The 16331-nt window shown below is 52.1% G+C and carries 20 protein-coding genes and 1 riboswitch; of the genes, 6 read left to right on the top strand and 14 right to left on the bottom strand.

From position 1 onward, the window contains the following. Window positions 1-34: 34 nt before the first annotated feature. The 5 genes from cobU to cobT form a co-directional block, all read right to left on the bottom strand. Window positions 35-601 carry a bifunctional adenosylcobinamide kinase/adenosylcobinamide-phosphate guanylyltransferase gene (gene cobU, locus J3482_RS15915; protein WP_146824447.1) on the bottom strand — a complete coding sequence of 189 codons (567 nt, stop codon included), beginning with the start codon at window positions 599-601 and terminating at the stop codon, window positions 35-37. Between the two features lie 9 nt (window positions 602-610). Then, window positions 611-1411, bottom strand: a complete 801-nt coding sequence (locus J3482_RS15910) for an ABC transporter ATP-binding protein (RefSeq protein WP_223204280.1) — start codon at window positions 1409-1411, stop codon at window positions 611-613. Beyond that, entirely contained in the window at window positions 1411-2412 is a 1002-nt protein-coding gene (locus J3482_RS15905) for a FecCD family ABC transporter permease (RefSeq protein WP_328702725.1), read from the bottom strand. The genes J3482_RS15910 and J3482_RS15905 overlap by 1 nt, the downstream gene beginning before the upstream one ends. Before the next feature lie 11 nt (window positions 2413-2423). Continuing rightward, on the bottom strand, window positions 2424-3410 hold the full coding sequence (locus tag J3482_RS15900; protein ID WP_223204281.1) for an ABC transporter substrate-binding protein: 987 nt from the start codon (window positions 3408-3410) through the stop codon (window positions 2424-2426). Window positions 3411-3540: 130 nt separating this feature from the next. Continuing rightward, a riboswitch (cobalamin riboswitch) is annotated at window positions 3541-3723 on the bottom strand. Window positions 3724-3755: 32 nt separating this feature from the next. Beyond that, complete coding sequence (gene cobT, locus J3482_RS21605; protein ID WP_328702724.1) at window positions 3756-5582, bottom strand: nicotinate-nucleotide--dimethylbenzimidazole phosphoribosyltransferase; 1827 nt, start codon at window positions 5580-5582, stop codon at window positions 3756-3758. A 249-nt stretch (window positions 5583-5831) separates the two neighbouring features. Between cobT and J3482_RS15890 the strand changes: the two genes are divergently transcribed. The 4 genes from J3482_RS15890 to J3482_RS15875 all read left to right on the top strand — a co-directional run bounded on the left by J3482_RS15890 (window position 5832) and on the right by J3482_RS15875 (window position 8245). Continuing rightward, complete coding sequence (locus J3482_RS15890) at window positions 5832-6173, top strand: winged helix-turn-helix transcriptional regulator (RefSeq protein WP_206917274.1); 342 nt, start codon at window positions 5832-5834, stop codon at window positions 6171-6173. 132 nt (window positions 6174-6305) lie between these two features. Then, window positions 6306-6776 (top strand): 6-carboxytetrahydropterin synthase QueD, encoded by a 471-nt coding sequence (gene queD, locus J3482_RS15885; protein ID WP_328702255.1) that lies wholly within the window; start codon window positions 6306-6308, stop codon window positions 6774-6776. Window positions 6777-6781: 5 nt separating this feature from the next. Beyond that, the gene (locus tag J3482_RS15880) at window positions 6782-7543 is read left to right on the top strand and encodes a 7-carboxy-7-deazaguanine synthase QueE (protein WP_438938575.1); all 762 of its coding nucleotides are present in this window, start codon (window positions 6782-6784) and stop codon (window positions 7541-7543) included. Window positions 7544-7573: 30 nt separating this feature from the next. After that, the gene (locus J3482_RS15875) at window positions 7574-8245 is read left to right on the top strand and encodes a haloacid dehalogenase type II (RefSeq protein WP_236018299.1); all 672 of its coding nucleotides are present in this window, start codon (window positions 7574-7576) and stop codon (window positions 8243-8245) included. A 75-nt stretch (window positions 8246-8320) separates the two neighbouring features. On the opposite strand, the gene J3482_RS15870 is transcribed toward J3482_RS15875, so the two are convergent. After that, the gene (locus tag J3482_RS15870; RefSeq protein WP_021297755.1) at window positions 8321-8515 is read right to left on the bottom strand and encodes an alpha/beta-type small acid-soluble spore protein; all 195 of its coding nucleotides are present in this window, start codon (window positions 8513-8515) and stop codon (window positions 8321-8323) included. Between the two features lie 251 nt (window positions 8516-8766). Here J3482_RS15870 and J3482_RS15865 point away from each other — a divergent pair, with 251 nt between their 5' ends. Then, the gene (locus J3482_RS15865; protein WP_206917258.1) at window positions 8767-9438 is read left to right on the top strand and encodes a polysaccharide deacetylase family protein; all 672 of its coding nucleotides are present in this window, start codon (window positions 8767-8769) and stop codon (window positions 9436-9438) included. 134 nt (window positions 9439-9572) lie between these two features. Here the strand turns inward: J3482_RS15865 and J3482_RS15860 are convergent, their stop codons facing one another. The 7 genes from J3482_RS15860 to metA all read right to left on the bottom strand — a co-directional run bounded on the left by J3482_RS15860 (window position 9573) and on the right by metA (window position 14654). Further along, entirely contained in the window at window positions 9573-10490 is a 918-nt protein-coding gene (locus J3482_RS15860; protein WP_206917256.1) for a DNA-3-methyladenine glycosylase family protein, read from the bottom strand. An 87-nt stretch (window positions 10491-10577) separates the two neighbouring features. Beyond that, the gene (gene lgt / locus J3482_RS15855) at window positions 10578-11375 is read right to left on the bottom strand and encodes a prolipoprotein diacylglyceryl transferase (protein ID WP_206922697.1); all 798 of its coding nucleotides are present in this window, start codon (window positions 11373-11375) and stop codon (window positions 10578-10580) included. A gap of 78 nt (window positions 11376-11453) precedes the next feature. Continuing rightward, entirely contained in the window at window positions 11454-11786 is a 333-nt protein-coding gene (locus tag J3482_RS15850) for an aspartyl-phosphate phosphatase Spo0E family protein (protein ID WP_206917253.1), read from the bottom strand. A gap of 162 nt (window positions 11787-11948) precedes the next feature. Continuing rightward, window positions 11949-12203 carry a hypothetical protein gene (locus J3482_RS15845; RefSeq protein WP_206917250.1) on the bottom strand — a complete coding sequence of 85 codons (255 nt, stop codon included), beginning with the start codon at window positions 12201-12203 and terminating at the stop codon, window positions 11949-11951. A 44-nt stretch (window positions 12204-12247) separates the two neighbouring features. Continuing rightward, window positions 12248-12571 carry a cytochrome C oxidase subunit IV family protein gene (locus J3482_RS15840; protein WP_206922696.1) on the bottom strand — a complete coding sequence of 108 codons (324 nt, stop codon included), beginning with the start codon at window positions 12569-12571 and terminating at the stop codon, window positions 12248-12250. 18 nt (window positions 12572-12589) lie between these two features. Next, on the bottom strand, window positions 12590-13579 hold the full coding sequence (locus tag J3482_RS15835; protein WP_206922695.1) for a cation diffusion facilitator family transporter: 990 nt from the start codon (window positions 13577-13579) through the stop codon (window positions 12590-12592). Between the two features lie 139 nt (window positions 13580-13718). Then, a complete protein-coding gene (gene metA / locus J3482_RS15830; RefSeq protein WP_206922694.1) occupies window positions 13719-14654 on the bottom strand; it encodes a homoserine O-acetyltransferase MetA in 936 nt (311 codons plus the stop codon). Between the two features lie 168 nt (window positions 14655-14822). On the opposite strand from metA, the gene J3482_RS15825 reads away from it, so the two are divergent. After that, a complete protein-coding gene (locus tag J3482_RS15825) occupies window positions 14823-15551 on the top strand; it encodes a four-helix bundle copper-binding protein (RefSeq protein ID WP_206922693.1) in 729 nt (242 codons plus the stop codon). A 54-nt stretch (window positions 15552-15605) separates the two neighbouring features. Here J3482_RS15825 and J3482_RS15820 read toward each other — a convergent pair whose 3' ends face one another. Continuing rightward, the gene (locus J3482_RS15820) at window positions 15606-16100 is read right to left on the bottom strand and encodes a GNAT family N-acetyltransferase (RefSeq protein WP_206922709.1); all 495 of its coding nucleotides are present in this window, start codon (window positions 16098-16100) and stop codon (window positions 15606-15608) included. Window positions 16101-16331: the final 231 nt, after the last annotated feature.

Below are 16331 nucleotides of genomic sequence, written 5' to 3'. Positions count from 1 at the left end.
TTCCCCCACTCCCAGGTCGCCACCATCCGTCCATTCAGTCGTCTACAAAATGCTCCTGCACGACCTGTGCACCCGGTAATTGTTTTAAATCAACAGCAATACCACTCGCGACAAAATACACCTTGTCCGCCACCTGGGCAACTGCTTGATTAAACCAACCCAACCAGTCCCGATAACGACGACTCAACGCATCTGCTGGAACCAACCCAAGACCAATCTCATTGGAGACAATCACACAATCGGCATTAACGACCGTCAGCGCGTGTACCAGATCTGCCAATTTGCGACGAAACGTGGTCTCATCAACATTTAGGTCAAACATCCAATTGTTCAGTAAGAGGGATAAACAGTCAATTAAGAATACGGTGTACGTGCGCTCGTGCTCCTGAATCACGCGGGCTACGTCATGCGGTTCTTCAATCGTCGACCATCGACCATCCCGCGTCATTTTGTGCCGCTGAATCCTTGCACGCATCTCCTCGTCTGTCACGACGCCAGTCGCGACAAAGCAGATTCGTTCTGGCGCTGCCATTCTGGCCACCAGTTGCTCGGCAAAGCGGCTTTTACCGCTGCGGGCGCCCCCTGTGACAAAATAAATCATTCACATCGCTCACTTTCCAGTGTTGGTGCTGTCATTCGCACCGAGCGGGGCGAGGCTTAGGCGCGGGTGGTGATGCGTCGGATCGACAAACAACTGCGCATTCACCCGAAACACCTCGGCGAGCATGTCGCGCGTAAATACGCTTTCTACCGAACCGTGCGTGTAAAGCCGACCGTCCTTGAGCACAACGACCTCGTCGCAGAAACGCAAAGCGAACTCAAGATGGTGAATGGCGATGACAATCAAATACCCTGCGGCTGCCAACTTGCGCAACTCTGTGAGAATATCCAGCTGATAAAACACATCCAAATTCGAAATGGGCTCGTCAAGCAATAAAACGGGGCTCTCCTGTGCCAAACAGCGGGCGATACCCGCGCGCTGACGCTCACCGCCAGAAATGTGCTGCAGTGGCACCTCGGCTAGCGCCGTGAGCCCCATCAAGGCGAGCGCATCTTTCACTGCCAGACGATGATGTGTCGTACGGCTCGCCCAGATGGGTGCGCGACTGTAGCGCCCCATTTGAACAAACTCGGCGACCGTATACGGAATATCCTCGGCGATACTCTGCGGCAGATACGAAATAAAACGCGCGCGTTGACGGGGAGACAACTTTTTTAACGAAATGCCATCCACCTGTACGTCGCCACCCGTCGCTGGCAACAAGCCGACGATGGTCTTTAACAACGTCGATTTGCCTGCACCATTTGGGCCGATGAGACCGACCACGCGCCCCCCCTGAAACGAGGCGGTCAGTGGTTCTAAGATAGGCTGTTGCGACACATCACGTAACCTCAACAACGACACTCGCATCAGCTCCTTTGCCAGGCCCGCTGGCGCTGAAACAACAAATACAAAAAGAATGGTGCACCAAGGCACGCTGTGACAATCCCCACATTCAGTTCCACAGGTGAAAACGCCATGCGCGCGACGAGATCAGATAGTGACAGCAAAATAGCGCCGCCCAAGGCCGAGGCAGGAATCAAGTAGCGGTGGGTCGATCCGACGAACCCACGCAACAGATGGGGCACAATGAGACCGACAAACGAGATGACACCGGTAGTGCTGACGCAAACAGCCACCAATAATGCGCAAATACCAAGTGACAACTGCTTGATGCGTTGGACGGGAACACCCACACCTTCCGCGTGCTCCTCTCCCGTCAACATGATATCCAGCGCCCATCCGATAATCAAAAAGACGACAAGTGACGCGAAGACAAACACGGCCAACAGCAGAACCTCCGACCAACTGCTGCCGTCAAGCCCCCCCATCAGCCAGAACAGCATCTCCTCCATCGTCTGCAAGGGCGACAACGACAGAATCAACGTGATGATTGCACTGCAGAGGGAACTGACAGCGACACCCGCCAACAACAACGCATATAAGTTCGTCCGCTGACGAACGGTCGCCAACCGATAGATAAGCACCACGACGCCGATGCCGCAGATAAACGCCCCCACTGGCCTCGCCCACAAGCGGGTCGCGCTGATTCCCAATTGAATCGTTAGAATGGCACCCATGGCGCTACCGCTCGAGACACCAATGACCCCTGGGTCAGACATTGGGTTCTTGAAGACAGCTTGCAGCACTGCACCGGTCGTCGCGAGCGCCGCGCCCACCAACAGCGCCACCAATAGTCGAGGCAAACGAATCGCCCCAACCACCAGCGCGTCCGTACTATGCTGCCCCGTTACGTACGCAATGGTATCCGGGACAATCTGACGGATGGGAATCCCCATGGGGCCAATGCAAATTTCGAGGATGGACGCAATGACCACTCCGACAACGAGCGCCACAAACGTCCACGTCACGCGTCGTCTGCTCATTTCATGACCTGAATATCTGGCAGTTTGACGTTTGGATGAATGTCTTTCGCCACATCAACCATACCTTTGACGACATACTGGGAAACACTCGACAAGTCCGCATCGGGCACCGCGTACAAGCGATGATTGCGAATGGCACTGACCGACTGCAACGCTTTATCCGAAGCCAGCTTTTTCAAAAACGCCTGATCCTCTTCTGAATCAATAATGACATCCGGGTTCATCTTGACAATTTCTTCATCCGATATCTTTTGCGTGCCATTTAAGCTGGCCGCCGCGTTGATACCGCCGGCCACAGTAATCACGTCGTTAAACGTCGTGTTCCGCCCTTCTGCATAACCGTAGGAACTGTAGTCCAGCACTTTCGGTTTCTTTTGACCCTTCACCGCCTGCTCAATTTTTTGCATGTTTTCGTTCATATTTTGAACCAGCTTGTCCGCTTTCGCCGAAGCCCCTACCAATTGACCGACGACCCGAATGTTGTGTTCGATACTATCGACCGACGTAAAATCGTTAAATTCGTACACTGGCACACCCGCGTTGCGAACCTGCGAAATGACCCCCGCGTTCACATAAGATGCCATGAGTACCAAATCCGGTTGAACGGAGAGCACCTTCTCCGCATCCACCTGCGACATCTGCGGAATGCCCTTCACTTGGTTGACCACATCGGAGTACGTCGGATCACTCGAAAGGTTCGTCACCAGCGAAATGCGCGACTTGGGCACCAAAGACACGAGAATTTCATCCGTTCCCTCGGTCGTAGAGACAATGTGTTTCGGCAAGGCCGAAACCGTTACTTTCTTACCGGCATCGTCGGTCAAAGTCACCGGGAAACCAGTCTTCTGAGTCTGACTGGATTGACTGGTCGCGACCGCCGTTTGGTGATTATTCGAACGTGCCGTTGTTCCACAACCACTAAGCGTCGCGGCCACAGTTGCCGCGGCACCCAGCATGGCTGCATACTGAACTATATATTTCATGGATGGAACCCTCCTCAATCATGGAGCGTCCCGACGAGAAAAAGAAACACTCGCCTTGTTGGGCGAGTTGTCCGTCATGACCAGGCGAAAAACACCCGTCATAGCCAAACAAACCTCTCCTCGAAGGTTAGCTCAAGCACACTCTCAGGCAGGTCTCCTGGCTCGCAGCAACTTTAAGTCCGCTTCCTTCCCATGGCAGAACCACAGTGGATCACGGCGATACACTGCATACAGTGGCGGGACCGCACCGGATTTGCACCGGTTTCCCTATTCTCTCTACCAACGGTAGAGCACCTGACGAGTCATTGAATTCGTAACTCATCCTATGCGGCAACGTCCTAATTGTCAATTGCGCCTTTGCGTCCCCCAGCGGTTTGTGTAGACCACCTTCGCGAAATCTCGCCGCGTTCCCCAGCCAACGCGCTCAAGCAGCGGGATATCCGGAAAATGCGGTGTGTAGCCAAGGGTGAGGAGGGCGGCGGGATCAACATTATCCGGGATGCCGAGAATCTCACGCACATCGGCCTTCTCGTAGATGCTCACCCAGCCCATGCCGACGCCCTCAGCGCGCGCCGCGAGCCACATGTTCTGAATCGCACAGGCAGTGGACATCAAATCCGTCTCCGGAATGGTGTTGCGCCCGAGCACGTGCGGACCACCGCGCGTCCCGTCGTTGGTCACACAAATCGTCAACGGCGCCTCCACCAACCCTTCCACTTTCAGCCTTAAATAGTAGTCGCGCTTCGCGTCCGGATACGCCTTGCCAGCGCGAATCCGCTCCCGCTCGACAACTGCCTGCAGCGCCCGCAAAGTCTCCTTGTCTTCGATCACAATAAAATCCCAAGGTTGCATATAACCGACTGAGGGCCCATGATGGCCCGCCTGCAAAATGCGCTCGACGACGTCATCTGGCAATTTATCTGGCAAAAACACCCGAATATCCCGACGCGCGAGAATCGCTTTATAGACAGCGTCAATTTCCGCCTGTGTAAAATCGCGAGCCACCGGCCGTGCATAGCCTGCAGCATCGACATTGCTCACTGTACGCGGGCTGGACGCCGTTCCACCCTGGGTTGCCACTCGCACCCCATGTGGATTGCTCACGCGGGCATCCGCGAATGTGGCGGTCTCAGCCATCACCGCGAGCGCACTGGTGATGATGGGCCATGCCATCAATGCGCCCGTTCCCTCGCCGACGCGCAGTTCAAGATGAAGCAGCGGATTACAACCGAGCGCTTCGAGGATGGCACGATGCGCCGGCTCGGGCGATTGGTGCCCGGCAATCAGATAATCTGCCAAATGTGGCTGTAATTTCACTGCCCACAAGGCACTGACACCAGCAAGTAATCCGTCGAGCACAACCGGAATACGATGTGCAGCCGCTTCCAGCATGGCGCCTGCCATCGCGACGAGCTCAAAGCCGCCAAACTGTTCCATTAAGCGAACCCATCCATCTGGTGATTGTACATCCTCATTCATGTACCAGCGACGCACGACATGTTCAATCAGTTCGCGCTTCCTTCGCAGTCTCTGCGCATCAACACCCGTGCCCACGCCGACCACCGCCGCAACGGGCAGATTTAGCAAAACGGCCGCAAGAGCGCTTGCCGCCGATGTGTTGCCAATCCCCATCTCACCGAGAAGAATGCAATCGCAGCCGTGCTCCACGGCCCTTTTGACTTCATCAATCCCCACCTGCAGAGCCTGCCATAGTTCTTGCCTGTTCATCGCTTTACCTTGTGTAAAATCTGCAGTGCCATGCGCTACTTTGCGGACAATGACGCGCGGGTGCCGCACAGACCTCGCAACCCCCACGTCGACAATTCGAACCGGCATACCGTATTGTCGCGCCAGGACCGCACTCGTCGATGTACCCATGGCAATATTTACTGTCATTTCCTCAGTGACCTTTGCCTCATAGCGAGACACCTCGTGTGCCATGGCCACGCCGTGATCAGCTGCAAAGACGAGAAAGTGCGGATGAATCAACGCGGGAATCATTCGCGCCTGGATAGCCGCGATGCGACAAATGAGGGGTTCTAATTGACCGAGGCTCCCAAGTGGTTTAGTGAGATTATCAAGCCTATCCTGCGCGAGTTCGGCCACATCCCCTGCGACTGGCTGAACACTGGGCAAATGCTGCTGAAATGTATCAAAATGTTGGTATGACACAGTTTTTCTCCTCATCTTCCCACCTAAATGACATGCGCACGATAGCCATATCGTCAGGCATGAATAGATATTGGGCTTCTGGTACTCTAGGTGTAACAGATGGAATTGCGTCATGCAACGGCAAGGCATGTGCGCGCCGGGTGAAATCAGCAACAAACACGACAAAAATGACAAAAATATAGAAAGTTACTATATCCGTTCACATGGATGGAGGATTGTGTGTTAAAATGGCTACAGGAGATGATGGTCATGGGAAACCATGAACAGCTGTGCCCTAAATTTGAGTCGGCGTTCGCATTACTCGGAAAGCGCTGGACAGGACTCATTATCCGAGTCCTCATGCAGGGCCCAAAGCGGTTCAAAGATATATCCGAGATGATTCCAAACATGAGTGACCGGATGCTCGCGGAGCGCTTCAAAGAACTTGAACGAGCTGGCATTTTGATTCGCAACGTATATCCGGAAACCCCTGTTCGTATTGAGTACGAACTAACCGCGAAGGGCAAAGCTCTGGAACCCGTGATGGAGGCAGTCCAAGCATGGGGTGACGAGTGGTTGTCCCCCGAAGAAATCGCTCGGGAACGCGTTTAATGTTTTGTTGATGTGATTGATTTTGTGCAGTTCCAAAATCAGATAATGAACGACAAACGAGGCCCCAGCATTGGGGCTTCCTTTATGTTTCCTCAAATATGTCTTCTCAAAAAATCGAGGAGGGATAAACCGGTGGGTGTGTACCGAATCCCCAGTCAGCTACAACAATTAGGCCAAGACATCTCAGAGCGTCAACTTGCCTACCATCGACGTCGTGTGGCGCTGACCAAAGAATTCACCTTTGATGCGGCGCACCATTTACATTTATATGAAGGAAAGTGCAAAAACCTGCACGGACATACCTATCGACTCGTCATCACGGTAAGTGGCTTCATCAACGAAATTGGTCTCGTGATTGACTTTGCAGACTTAAAGCGAATTTATCAGACGACGATTGAAGAAAAACTAGATCACCAATATCTCAACGAGGTGCTCCCCCCGATGAACACATCAGCCGAAAACATGATTGTTTGGATATGGGAGCAACTGGACTCGGCACTGCAGAAGGCAACCACACCCGAGCAGGACATTCGTCTCGAAGAATTGGTCTTGTACGAAACCCCGACGAGTTACGCCACGCTGAAACGAGCGTGGATGGAATGACCGATATGGCAATGACTGCAAAGCGCAGCTACGATTGGCGACCAACATATATCCAAGCCAAAGACGCAAATCCATTTGCATTGACCCTACCCATGGTGGAAATTTTTCAAACGGTCGAAGGCGAAGGCACACGGGCTGGATTCCCGACGGTCTTTGTCCGCGTCTTTCACTGCAACCTACGATGCACCTGGTGCGATACACCATACAGCTATGCACCGGCAAAACCCGAATTCGAGGCGACCATCGCGGACATCGCACAAAGCGCTGCGGCGTATGGTTGGGAAAACGTCTGCCTCACTGGCGGAGAACCGCTCATTCATCGGCACAAATCCCAGTTTCTCATCGAGGCGCTCGCTGCCGTGGAGCATATTCGGGATATTCATATTGAGACAAACGGCGCCATCGACGTCCGACCATTTGCTGAACTGCGCGCTAAAGAAGCGCAGTTACGAGAAAAGGTTCGTTTTATCGTGGACTATAAGCTGCCAGCCAGCGGCGAAATGGACAAGATGGTTGACCATCATCTATCCGCCCTTGAGCCGCAGGACGAACTAAAGTTTGTCATCGCCAATGATGATGACTTCGAGACGGCTGTCGACGTGCTGTCGCGTTATCGCCCGCGCGCGACTGCGTTGTTCAGTCCAGTCTGGGAGACGATGCCACCAGATAAGCTCGTCGAAAAAATACTGCATGCGGGTCTCAAACGAGTCAAACTCAATCTGCAAATTCACAAAGTAATTTGGGACCCAGCCGCACGCGGCGTGTAATCAAGTCGTCAGAAGAAAGGGCGCGTGAAAATGGCAGCTATCGTATTCGACTCTTACGGTACCTTGTTTGATATTGACGCTTTAGTTCACCCGATTTCCGAGTACACCGGCGTCGTGCCCCACGAAGCAAAGCGAATTGCTTTGTCGTGGCGCCGCCAGCAACTGGACTATGCATGGAACAGCGTGTTGATGAACCGCTTTATGGACTTTGACAAAGTAACGGAAGCTGCACTTCGATTCGCACTGTGTGACGCAGGCCTTGACGAAAATCAGGTACAAACCGCCGTACCAAAACTCTTGCACGCACATCAAACGCTGCCATTGTTCGACGACGTGCGGCCAACACTCGCAGCACTAAGCGCACAGCACAAGTTGCTCATGCTATCCAACGGCACGTTTCGCGCACTGCAGACACTGACTGATAGACAGGGTATCCTGTTCGATTTTGACTATATTCTCAGCACCGAACCAATCCGTACATACAAACCTGCTCGCGCAGCCTACCAATTGGTGCTGGATACACTCGCGTGTGAGAAAGCGGAGATTGTATACGTCTCAGGGAATCATTGGGATGTAACGGGCGCCAAAGCTTTTGGGTTTAAAGCTTATTGGCTAAACCGCACGGGGCGGGCAGCGGATGTTATCCCTCCCGCGCCAGACGGCCAAATCTCCTCACTCCACGCACTTGTCGAACTGTTGTAACCACCCACCATGTCTCCACCAGAAAGGGCCGTCACCCCACGGTGACGGCCCTTTGCCCTGCACGAACTGCGAAGCTTAGCGGCCAGAGAGCGATTGCTCAGCAAAAGCTACCAAGCGCTTCGTGATTTCTCCACCAACCGAACCGTTTTCACGAGAAGTTGTTTCAGCACCCAACTGAACGCCAAATTCCGACGCAATTTCGTACTTCATCTGATTAAGAGCCTGCTCTGCTTGTGGAATCAGTTTGTCGTTGTTGTTGTTGTTTGCCATTGTGTACTCCTCCTTATCGGTATTGGTGATGACAAGCCATATTGTGAGTCAGCACCGAGTAGCTTATACGCTCACCTAGCGCATGGAAAACGATGTAAACCAAACAACCAAGTACAGCCAGATCTCGTGCAATTTATTGCACCGCCCACACATGATTCATCAATAATAGGTAATCATGAACTCACAACCGATTATATTTATCACTCAAGGGGGAACTGTCGATGCAGCGAACTTTGAGGAGATGCATGGATTTGCGGAAATGCATTCTAGGGTTCGTGTGTAGCCTGGTCATGGTCGGTTTCATCCTAGGCCCAACACAAACCATTGATGCCCAGGTGCTGCGTCAAATTGGCCACGACAAAACCGTCTACTTAACGTTTGACGATGGTCCAAGCAAACGTTACACCCCACAAATTCTCGACATCTTAAGCGCCAAACACGTTCCCGCGACATTTTTTGTACTGGGATTTCGGGTGCGCGAGTTCCCAACTATCGCGAGACGATTGGTCGTCGAGGGACACGAAATCGGCAACCATGGGTATCAGCACGATTTTCTTCCAGAAAAAACTGCAGCATGGGTGGCCCAAGATGTCAAACGGACCGACGGGACGATTCACCAAGTGACTGGCAGCTATCCAAAGTATTATCGGCCGCCAGGCGGACTGATTACAGATAACGAGGCGAAGTCAATCGTTTCTCTAGGTCATCCAGTCATCCTTTGGACAGTCGATTCGGAAGACTGGAAGGCGAACAGCGCCGATAAAATTATTCATCACGTGATGGATCAAATTCAGCCAGGCGCCGTGATTCTCATGCACGACGGTGTATCAAACAGCCGCTACACCGTAGAGGCTTTGCCAAAAATCATCGACGCGCTTCGCGCACGAGGGTACCATTTTGCACGACTCCCCCAGAGTTTGTGACAGTTGTGTGAACACCCATCTTTTACAAACTATAGATTCATCCACCACTTGCTTTGTCTAGTACCAGATGCTAACATTTGTGTGCACAGAAATACCCCGCTTGTCGGCAGCGTGCTCGAACACGTTGCCGTTTTTTATTGAGGCGGATTCATACCTGTCTCGAACCGCCTTCGGCTGCACCACAGTACGTGTGCAGCGTAGCTACGATATGGGCTCCAGGCTTGTGCCATGTCTGCAGCCTGTTCGATACTGGGTCTCACACCGCCATACAAACGCCCAATAGCATCCAACAACCCGACATCTTGTGCGGGAAAAATATCGGGACGCTGAAGGGAAAATAGCGCACAGCACTGCGCACTCCAGCGACCGACACCTCGAATTTGACCAAGATAAGCGATAAGTTCTTCATCTTCCAGGCAATCGAGCTTGTCCGCACGCAAATCAATTTGCCCATCCACCACCATTTTCGCCAGATTCACAATATACTGCGCTTTGCGCTCGCTGAACTGCAAGCTGCGCAACGTATCAACCGAGAGTCTCGCCACATCTGCCGCCCTTGGGAATACAGCCAACGTCTCACACCCAATCGCCACTTTGCGCCCCACGAGCTCAATCAATCTGTTCGTAAGCGTCGTTGCAAACGCTACGTTGACCTGTTGACCAATCATCATGCGCACCAAACAACAGAAGGAATCGACATCGCGCTGCAGGTACAGCCCACGCAGGGCATGAACGACTGGTTCCAACACAGGGTCTTGGCAAAGCCATGACATCGCCATTTCGTAGTCAGTATCGAGATCTAACCAATGGCGAACGAGGGGAAGAAGGTGCTTTGTGGCTTTTGCATCTTCCGTCTCCACGATGAGTTTTTCAGCTTGTTTATCCACGTAAATGCGAACGCCTATGGGTTCGTCTGCAATCCAAAACGCCCGCACGACCACGGGTACTTCGACCGTTCCTAAAACTTTTACATCCCCGATGCCAAAGATGTTTCGGCGCACAGTAGACGCAAAATCGAATGACGCCGGTATGTCTACTTCCAATCGATGCACTTCGTTCCCCTCCTGCCCTTAGTGTCATAACCAAAATGAAAAACGGAGTACCTAAAAGCACTCCGCAAACATTTCACACATATCCAGTTAAAGCCCAAGCGGTGTCTTCTGCTTTGACTTGCGAAACACCCAAATGGTGAGTATAACCCCAACGAGTGCCGTTGCCAACGCCGTCCATTGCGCCGCATCCCAGCCAAATACGCCACGTGGCGAATCACCGCGCAACATTTCCAAGAAGAATCGACAAATATTGTACACGATGAGGTAATACACAAACGCAAAGCCCCTCGGCCAGCCCTTCTTCCGCTGCAGCAGGACAAACAAAAGAGCCATCAGAACAATGTCAACCTGTGCCTCCCAAATCACCGCCGGCCACAACGGCTGATTGCCGTACTGCTGTCTAGCCAACGTATCCGTCGGAAAAAGCACACCAAAGTTTTGATGCGTCGGCGCACCATATGCGCTTCCGTTCATAAAATCCGCATCACGCCCGATACTCTGTCCTAATAAAATACCTGGCGTCGCGATATCCGCAAAGTGAAAAAAACTCAACTTCTTTTTCACCAAGTAAATGATGGCTGCAATCAGAGCGCCCACGATGCCACCCTGAATCGACAATCCACCATTCCAGATTTGAATAATTTGACCGGGATACTGCGAATAGTACCCCCAATCGAAGAAGAACACTTGCCAGAACCGAGCACCCAAAATGCCGCCTACCAGACACAAAGGCCCGAGGCTCCACCAGTGCTCAGCATCTCCGGGGTTCCCTTTGGTCTTGGCAAAATACAGGGTTATCCCCAAGCCCAACAGGAAAGCCAGGGCAAATACTGTACTGTAAGACCGGACGGGGAACGCACCAATGTGAAACCAATACGAATGCACGTCGACTGTCACATCCTTATTTCGTCGGCAGAATCTATGTACGTAGTCAGCGTACCTTGTCCAAACAGCCGCGTCAACTCAACGCGTCGACTGCTGGTACATCTTCACTGACCCCTGCCCGCCAACCATCCGCAAATGCCGACGCGACCACCGCCGCAAGAGCCAAACCGGATACCGCGGTTCATTTCCCGCCGCAATCTGTGGCCACAACGATGTTGCAAACTCACCGCTCTGAGGCGCTGGCTCCGCCCCTGCGCGATGCCTCTGATCTTGAACTAAAAATCGGTCGAGCTGCTGACTCAATTGAATGACATCCTGGTGCAACAAATCGCCGGTCGCCTGTGCGCGCAATATCATTTTATTGCGCAAGTATTCGATCACACTGGTCGTTCTGGTGTCCCCGTTGGTCATTGTTCTCCTCCACCTAAATGAGCAATCAACGATCAACAGTATACGACGAATTATGCCTGACAAATGTGACGAACAATCGGCGAATTCGTTACATGTTTGTCGAAGAGGGTCGATTTTATCTGATGATTCAAATAAATTTCAGTGCGTACACCAACCTGTACGCTAAAAGTGTGTAATTCGGACGATGACCGAGACAATCACGCCAGCTAGTACAGGTGCACCATGCTGAATGTACAAATCACCCCGCAGTAACCGCCGTTGCAGCAGATAGGTTCGCCCCGTGCTCAACACGCCAAACACAAATACACAGGTTGCAATCGTCAGTGCAACCGTCGAATCTCCAGAAAGTAATCTGGTCACTGCCCCGGCGATGAACGCCGCAATCAGGCCAGCGAATAACCGAATTGAAGGGTTCATGCCAGTCCGTCCTCTCCATAGCCAGCCAAGATATTCCGAAAACATCAAGATACGCCCGAATTAAATGTCATCACCAGATACGTAAAGCCAATGACGACAATGGCAATAAATGTGCCACCCGCCAGCGCAGCCACCCGCATCCAACGCTCGTCGCGAAAAGATGCGTGCAATAGTAAAGTGAGCTGCAAAATCACCTGAATCAGCGCCATGGCCAAAACGATGAAGACCATCACCATACCGGGAAGATCTAACCCAAACGCCACTAAAAGCGCCAACCCGGTCAACGCAACACAAATGAAAAACGCTCCGACATAACGCCATGGAAAGGGCGCATCCGAAGAACTCCCTGGTTCCTGGTACAAATTCAACACAATCCACCTCCGTTTCTAATCGCGCTCGTGATGATGATGTTCACCACTCTGATCTGCTGCTTTACACAACGCCCGATTTTCATGGGGATGACTGCCATCTTCAATCTGAATCGTGACATGCCCAATACCAAAGTGGGCCAAACAGTGTTCTGCGTCACGAAGAATCTGCTGACTCTCGCGTATCGTCATATTTCCATCGAGCACAGCGTGACAACTCAGTGCGTTTTGACCGTTCGTGATAGCCCACACGTGCACGTCGTGCACATCATGAATCCCCGGTACTGCCTTGAGTTTGCCGACAACCTCGCGAAAGTCTATCGTCTGAGGCGTAGCCTCCATCAAAATCTTTATCGTCTGGCGAACGATGCGCCAAGCGCCAAACGCAATGAACAATGCAATCGCAATACTCAAGAGTGGATCAACCAAATACCAGTGAGTCAGTAATATCACGATACCCGCCACAATCACGCCGGCGGACGCTGCAGCGTCGCCAAGCATGTGCAAAACTGCGCTGCGCACGTTCAAATTTTCTTCATCGCGCATCCCTGCAGCCAAATACAAATTGATGCAAATCCCCACCGCGGCACTGACAAACATCCACAGGCTATGAACGGCGCTTGGGTGCTCCAGCCGATGATACGCCTCCCACAAAATCCACAATGTAATGGCAATCAGCGTCAACCCGTTGAGCAGTGCCGCTAAGATTCCCCACCTGGCGTAACCGAACGTCATCTTCTCATCGGCCGGCTTCACGGACTGCCGCAACGCAAACCAAGACAGCCCGATGGCGAATACGTCTGTCAAAACGTGCCCCGCATCCGACATCAATGCCAAACTGTGAGAAATCGCACCACCAGCCAACTCTACAACGAGAATGACACAAGTCAGTGCAAATGCCCTGCCCATTTTCCCAGCTGGGGCATGTGTATGAAGGATATCACCGTGGTCATGATGGTGTCCGTGATCTTTGGGCCCGTGGTGGTGATGCGCATGTTCGTGCGCCATACGCTATATATCCTCCCTCCATAGCAAGAACCGGACGCATGTATCTACCAAATGATACAAACACCGCGAGCCTTCTTATCTTCCTTGTCCCCTTGTTCCTCATCACCTAAACATCGCGCGGTGACTGGGCTGCCAAAATTCAGCCAATCGACAGCGAATGTTTGATACGACCGCTCAAATCATAGGGCGTCTCTTGATACACGCAATAGTTGAGCCAGTTTGCGAACAACAAATTGGCGTGTGACCGCCACTGATGCTTTGGCGTGCGCGTCGTGTCGTCATTCGGATAGTAATTTTTCGGAAGCGGAACGGGAAGTCCACGCTCCACGTCGCGCTGATATTCTTCCGCCAACGTCAACGCGTCGTACTCTGCGTGACCGGTTACAAAAATCTGCCGAGCGTCCGGAGTAGCAACCAGAAACACACCAGCCTCTTCCGACTCGGACAAGATATCCAAACCGCCGACGGCTTCAATGTCCTGCTTCCGCACATCCGTATGTCGAGAATGGGGCACAAAAAACGTGTCGTCAAACCCGCGGGTCAGATTACATCGGATATTGACTGTATGTTCAAAGACACCAAACAGTTTTTCAGGCAATGGATACTTTGGAATCTGATAATGGTAGTACAAAGCCGCTTGGGCCGCCCAACAAATGTGCAACGTTGAAGTGACCGACTCTTTTGTCCACTCGAGAATGTCACAAAGTTCCGCCCAGTATCCCACTTCTTCAAAATCCATATGCTCTACCGGTGCACCGGTGATAATCATGCCGTCATATGCTTGCTTCTGAACATCTTCAAACGTCTGATAAAACTCAGTCAGATGCTCTACCGAGGTATTTTTCGCCACATGCGAGCGCATCCGCAAAAGGGTCACTTCCACTTGCAGCGGGGAGTTCCCGAGCAAGCGGAGCAATTGCGTCTCGGTCACTTCTTTGATTGGCATTAGATTCAAAATCAATATACGAAGCGGACGGATGTCCTGCTGAAAAGCCCGTTGTTCTCCCATTACGAAAATGTGCTCAGACTGCAAGATTTGCTTCGCTGGTAAATGGTCTGGAATTTTAATCGGCATGTTCTCTCACCATTCTTTCATGTGGTCTTGCCACATTGGCTTCGTTCAGTTTAGCACACTTTTCACAAATTCAGTGTCCTTCTGCCCAAACGCGTTGTGGGCGGGCACACGCGGTGTCGTTCCTGCATTAACTGGGTGTGGAATGAAGACTCGTAAGGAGGATACACGGTGCCAAACGAAAATTACCACGAGCAAGATTTCGATTTCACGTCGCAATTTCGCAGTGAAGGAAAACCACCAGAACAGCCGGAAAAGCCTATACACCAACCGAAGAAAGCTTATCATCAGCCGCCAAAGAAACAAGTCCCTTGGGAGGAATCTCCTTCGTCACCAGACATGCAAGTATCGATGGAGGTGGAGTCTGAGCCATCTCCCATGTACCACATGAAAAAACCGATGAAGCAACACGTTCAACCCACATACAAGCCACCTGTCGCACAACCGAAACCACAGCCAAAGGCACAGCCTCAACAGACTGAGTTCATGTATATGCAATACGAATACGAATTTGAAGAAGAGAAATTAGAGTTCGATCCCGGCCTCTTCGCCGTCCACCCGATTCACCAATGTCCGAACATCTGTGAACAAGTCAAAGACTGCATGTTGACATGTGAACGGACGCTCCACATGCTGATGTGCCGTCCGGATGCGTATATGCGCGCAAGACAAATTGCCATGTTGCAAGACTGCGTCGAGGTATGCCAATTGACCACTCGGCAAATTGCACGGCGGAGCCCCATGCTCAAACTCACGCTCCGATACTGTGCAAAAGTCTGCCAAATGTGCGCGCACGAATGTATGCGCCTGCCTGATCCCGAATCGCAGAATTGCTGTCGCATCAGCTTACACTGCGCAAAAATTTGCGAAAAGTTTTTGAAGTGCCAGAAGTGGGCCTAAAACAGCACCGCCCTCTGCAATCTGTGCAGAGGGCGGTTCCATGGAGACATCCTTTTAGCGAGCGCCGCGGGGCTCTACAAACGGCGTAACGTCAAACCAAAGATGAACCAAATCTCGACATTGTAAGCCGTTCTCGAATATCTCATCAACATAATTCCGAACAAAAAAGTCGTGTTCAATGTGCGACATCCGAAACCCGAGCTTCTGATACAATCGCAACTGCGAAAAACTAGAGTTCCCCGTCGCAATCTCCAATCGCGAAACCCGATGCGCCCGACACACATCTTCCATCACCGCACGCAACATCCGTTCTCCAATCCCTCTCTGCTGCCACGCCTCAGAAACCGCAACGTTCACAATCTCCATCGTGCAGGGCCGCGTTGGTAAGACCGCACAAACCCCGATGATATCGTCCGGTGCCCGCTCCGCCACGTAGACGATACTCCTCGATAGATAACGCTCAATCACATCCACGGACGGATCAGCCAACAACATCAAGTCCATCGGCGCCGACTCGTCAGACCTCAAACACCGTATCCGTACGTCCATTTCAGCCACGTCACCGCCCCCACAAACCGTATTTTCCACACATCATAGTTATTCGTCCCGCCGCCACAATCGCCAACTCTTTGTCTCTCGAAATGTAGGACAGGGTTCTCACCTGTTTGCATATACATCCAGAAGACCAGCTATCTAATGTCAAGCACTCTTTCGAGTTCTAAGAACCATGAAGGGAAGTGATTTTTAGGCGCATCTATATAAGCCTGTCAAAGACAGACG

The sequence above is a fragment of the Alicyclobacillus suci genome, from assembly GCF_017329615.1.
Lineage (GTDB): Bacteria > Bacillota > Bacilli > Alicyclobacillales > Alicyclobacillaceae > Alicyclobacillus > Alicyclobacillus suci.
The sequence above is the reverse complement of the archived record's forward strand: the minus strand, read 5'-3'. Positions and strand labels throughout refer to the sequence as shown.

What these genes read in the sequence shown, in the direction of transcription:
- cobU (WP_146824447.1), bottom strand. Translation starts at nt 601, where the DNA reads ATGATTTATTTTGTCACAGGGGGCGCCCGCAGCGGTAAAAGCCGCTTT.
- J3482_RS15910 (WP_223204280.1), bottom strand. Translation starts at nt 1,411, where the DNA reads ATGCGAGTGTCGTTGTTGAGGTTACGTGATGTGTCGCAACAGCCTATC.
- J3482_RS15900 (WP_223204281.1), bottom strand. Translation starts at nt 3,410, where the DNA reads ATGAAATATATAGTTCAGTATGCAGCCATGCTGGGTGCCGCGGCAACT.
- J3482_RS15890 (WP_206917274.1), top strand. Translation starts at nt 5,832, where the DNA reads ATGGGAAACCATGAACAGCTGTGCCCTAAATTTGAGTCGGCGTTCGCA.
- J3482_RS15880 (WP_438938575.1), top strand. Translation starts at nt 6,782, where the DNA reads ATGGCAATGACTGCAAAGCGCAGCTACGATTGGCGACCAACATATATC.
- J3482_RS15875 (WP_236018299.1), top strand. Translation starts at nt 7,574, where the DNA reads ATGGCAGCTATCGTATTCGACTCTTACGGTACCTTGTTTGATATTGAC.
- J3482_RS15870 (WP_021297755.1), bottom strand. Translation starts at nt 8,515, where the DNA reads ATGGCAAACAACAACAACAACGACAAACTGATTCCACAAGCAGAGCAG.
- J3482_RS15850 (WP_206917253.1), bottom strand. Translation starts at nt 11,786, where the DNA reads ATGACCAACGGGGACACCAGAACGACCAGTGTGATCGAATACTTGCGC.
- J3482_RS15845 (WP_206917250.1), bottom strand. Translation starts at nt 12,203, where the DNA reads ATGAACCCTTCAATTCGGTTATTCGCTGGCCTGATTGCGGCGTTCATC.
- J3482_RS15835 (WP_206922695.1), bottom strand. Translation starts at nt 13,579, where the DNA reads ATGGCGCACGAACATGCGCATCACCACCACGGGCCCAAAGATCACGGA.
- metA (WP_206922694.1), bottom strand. Translation starts at nt 14,654, where the DNA reads ATGCCGATTAAAATTCCAGACCATTTACCAGCGAAGCAAATCTTGCAG.
- J3482_RS15820 (WP_206922709.1), bottom strand. Translation starts at nt 16,100, where the DNA reads ATGGACGTACGGATACGGTGTTTGAGGTCTGACGAGTCGGCGCCGATG.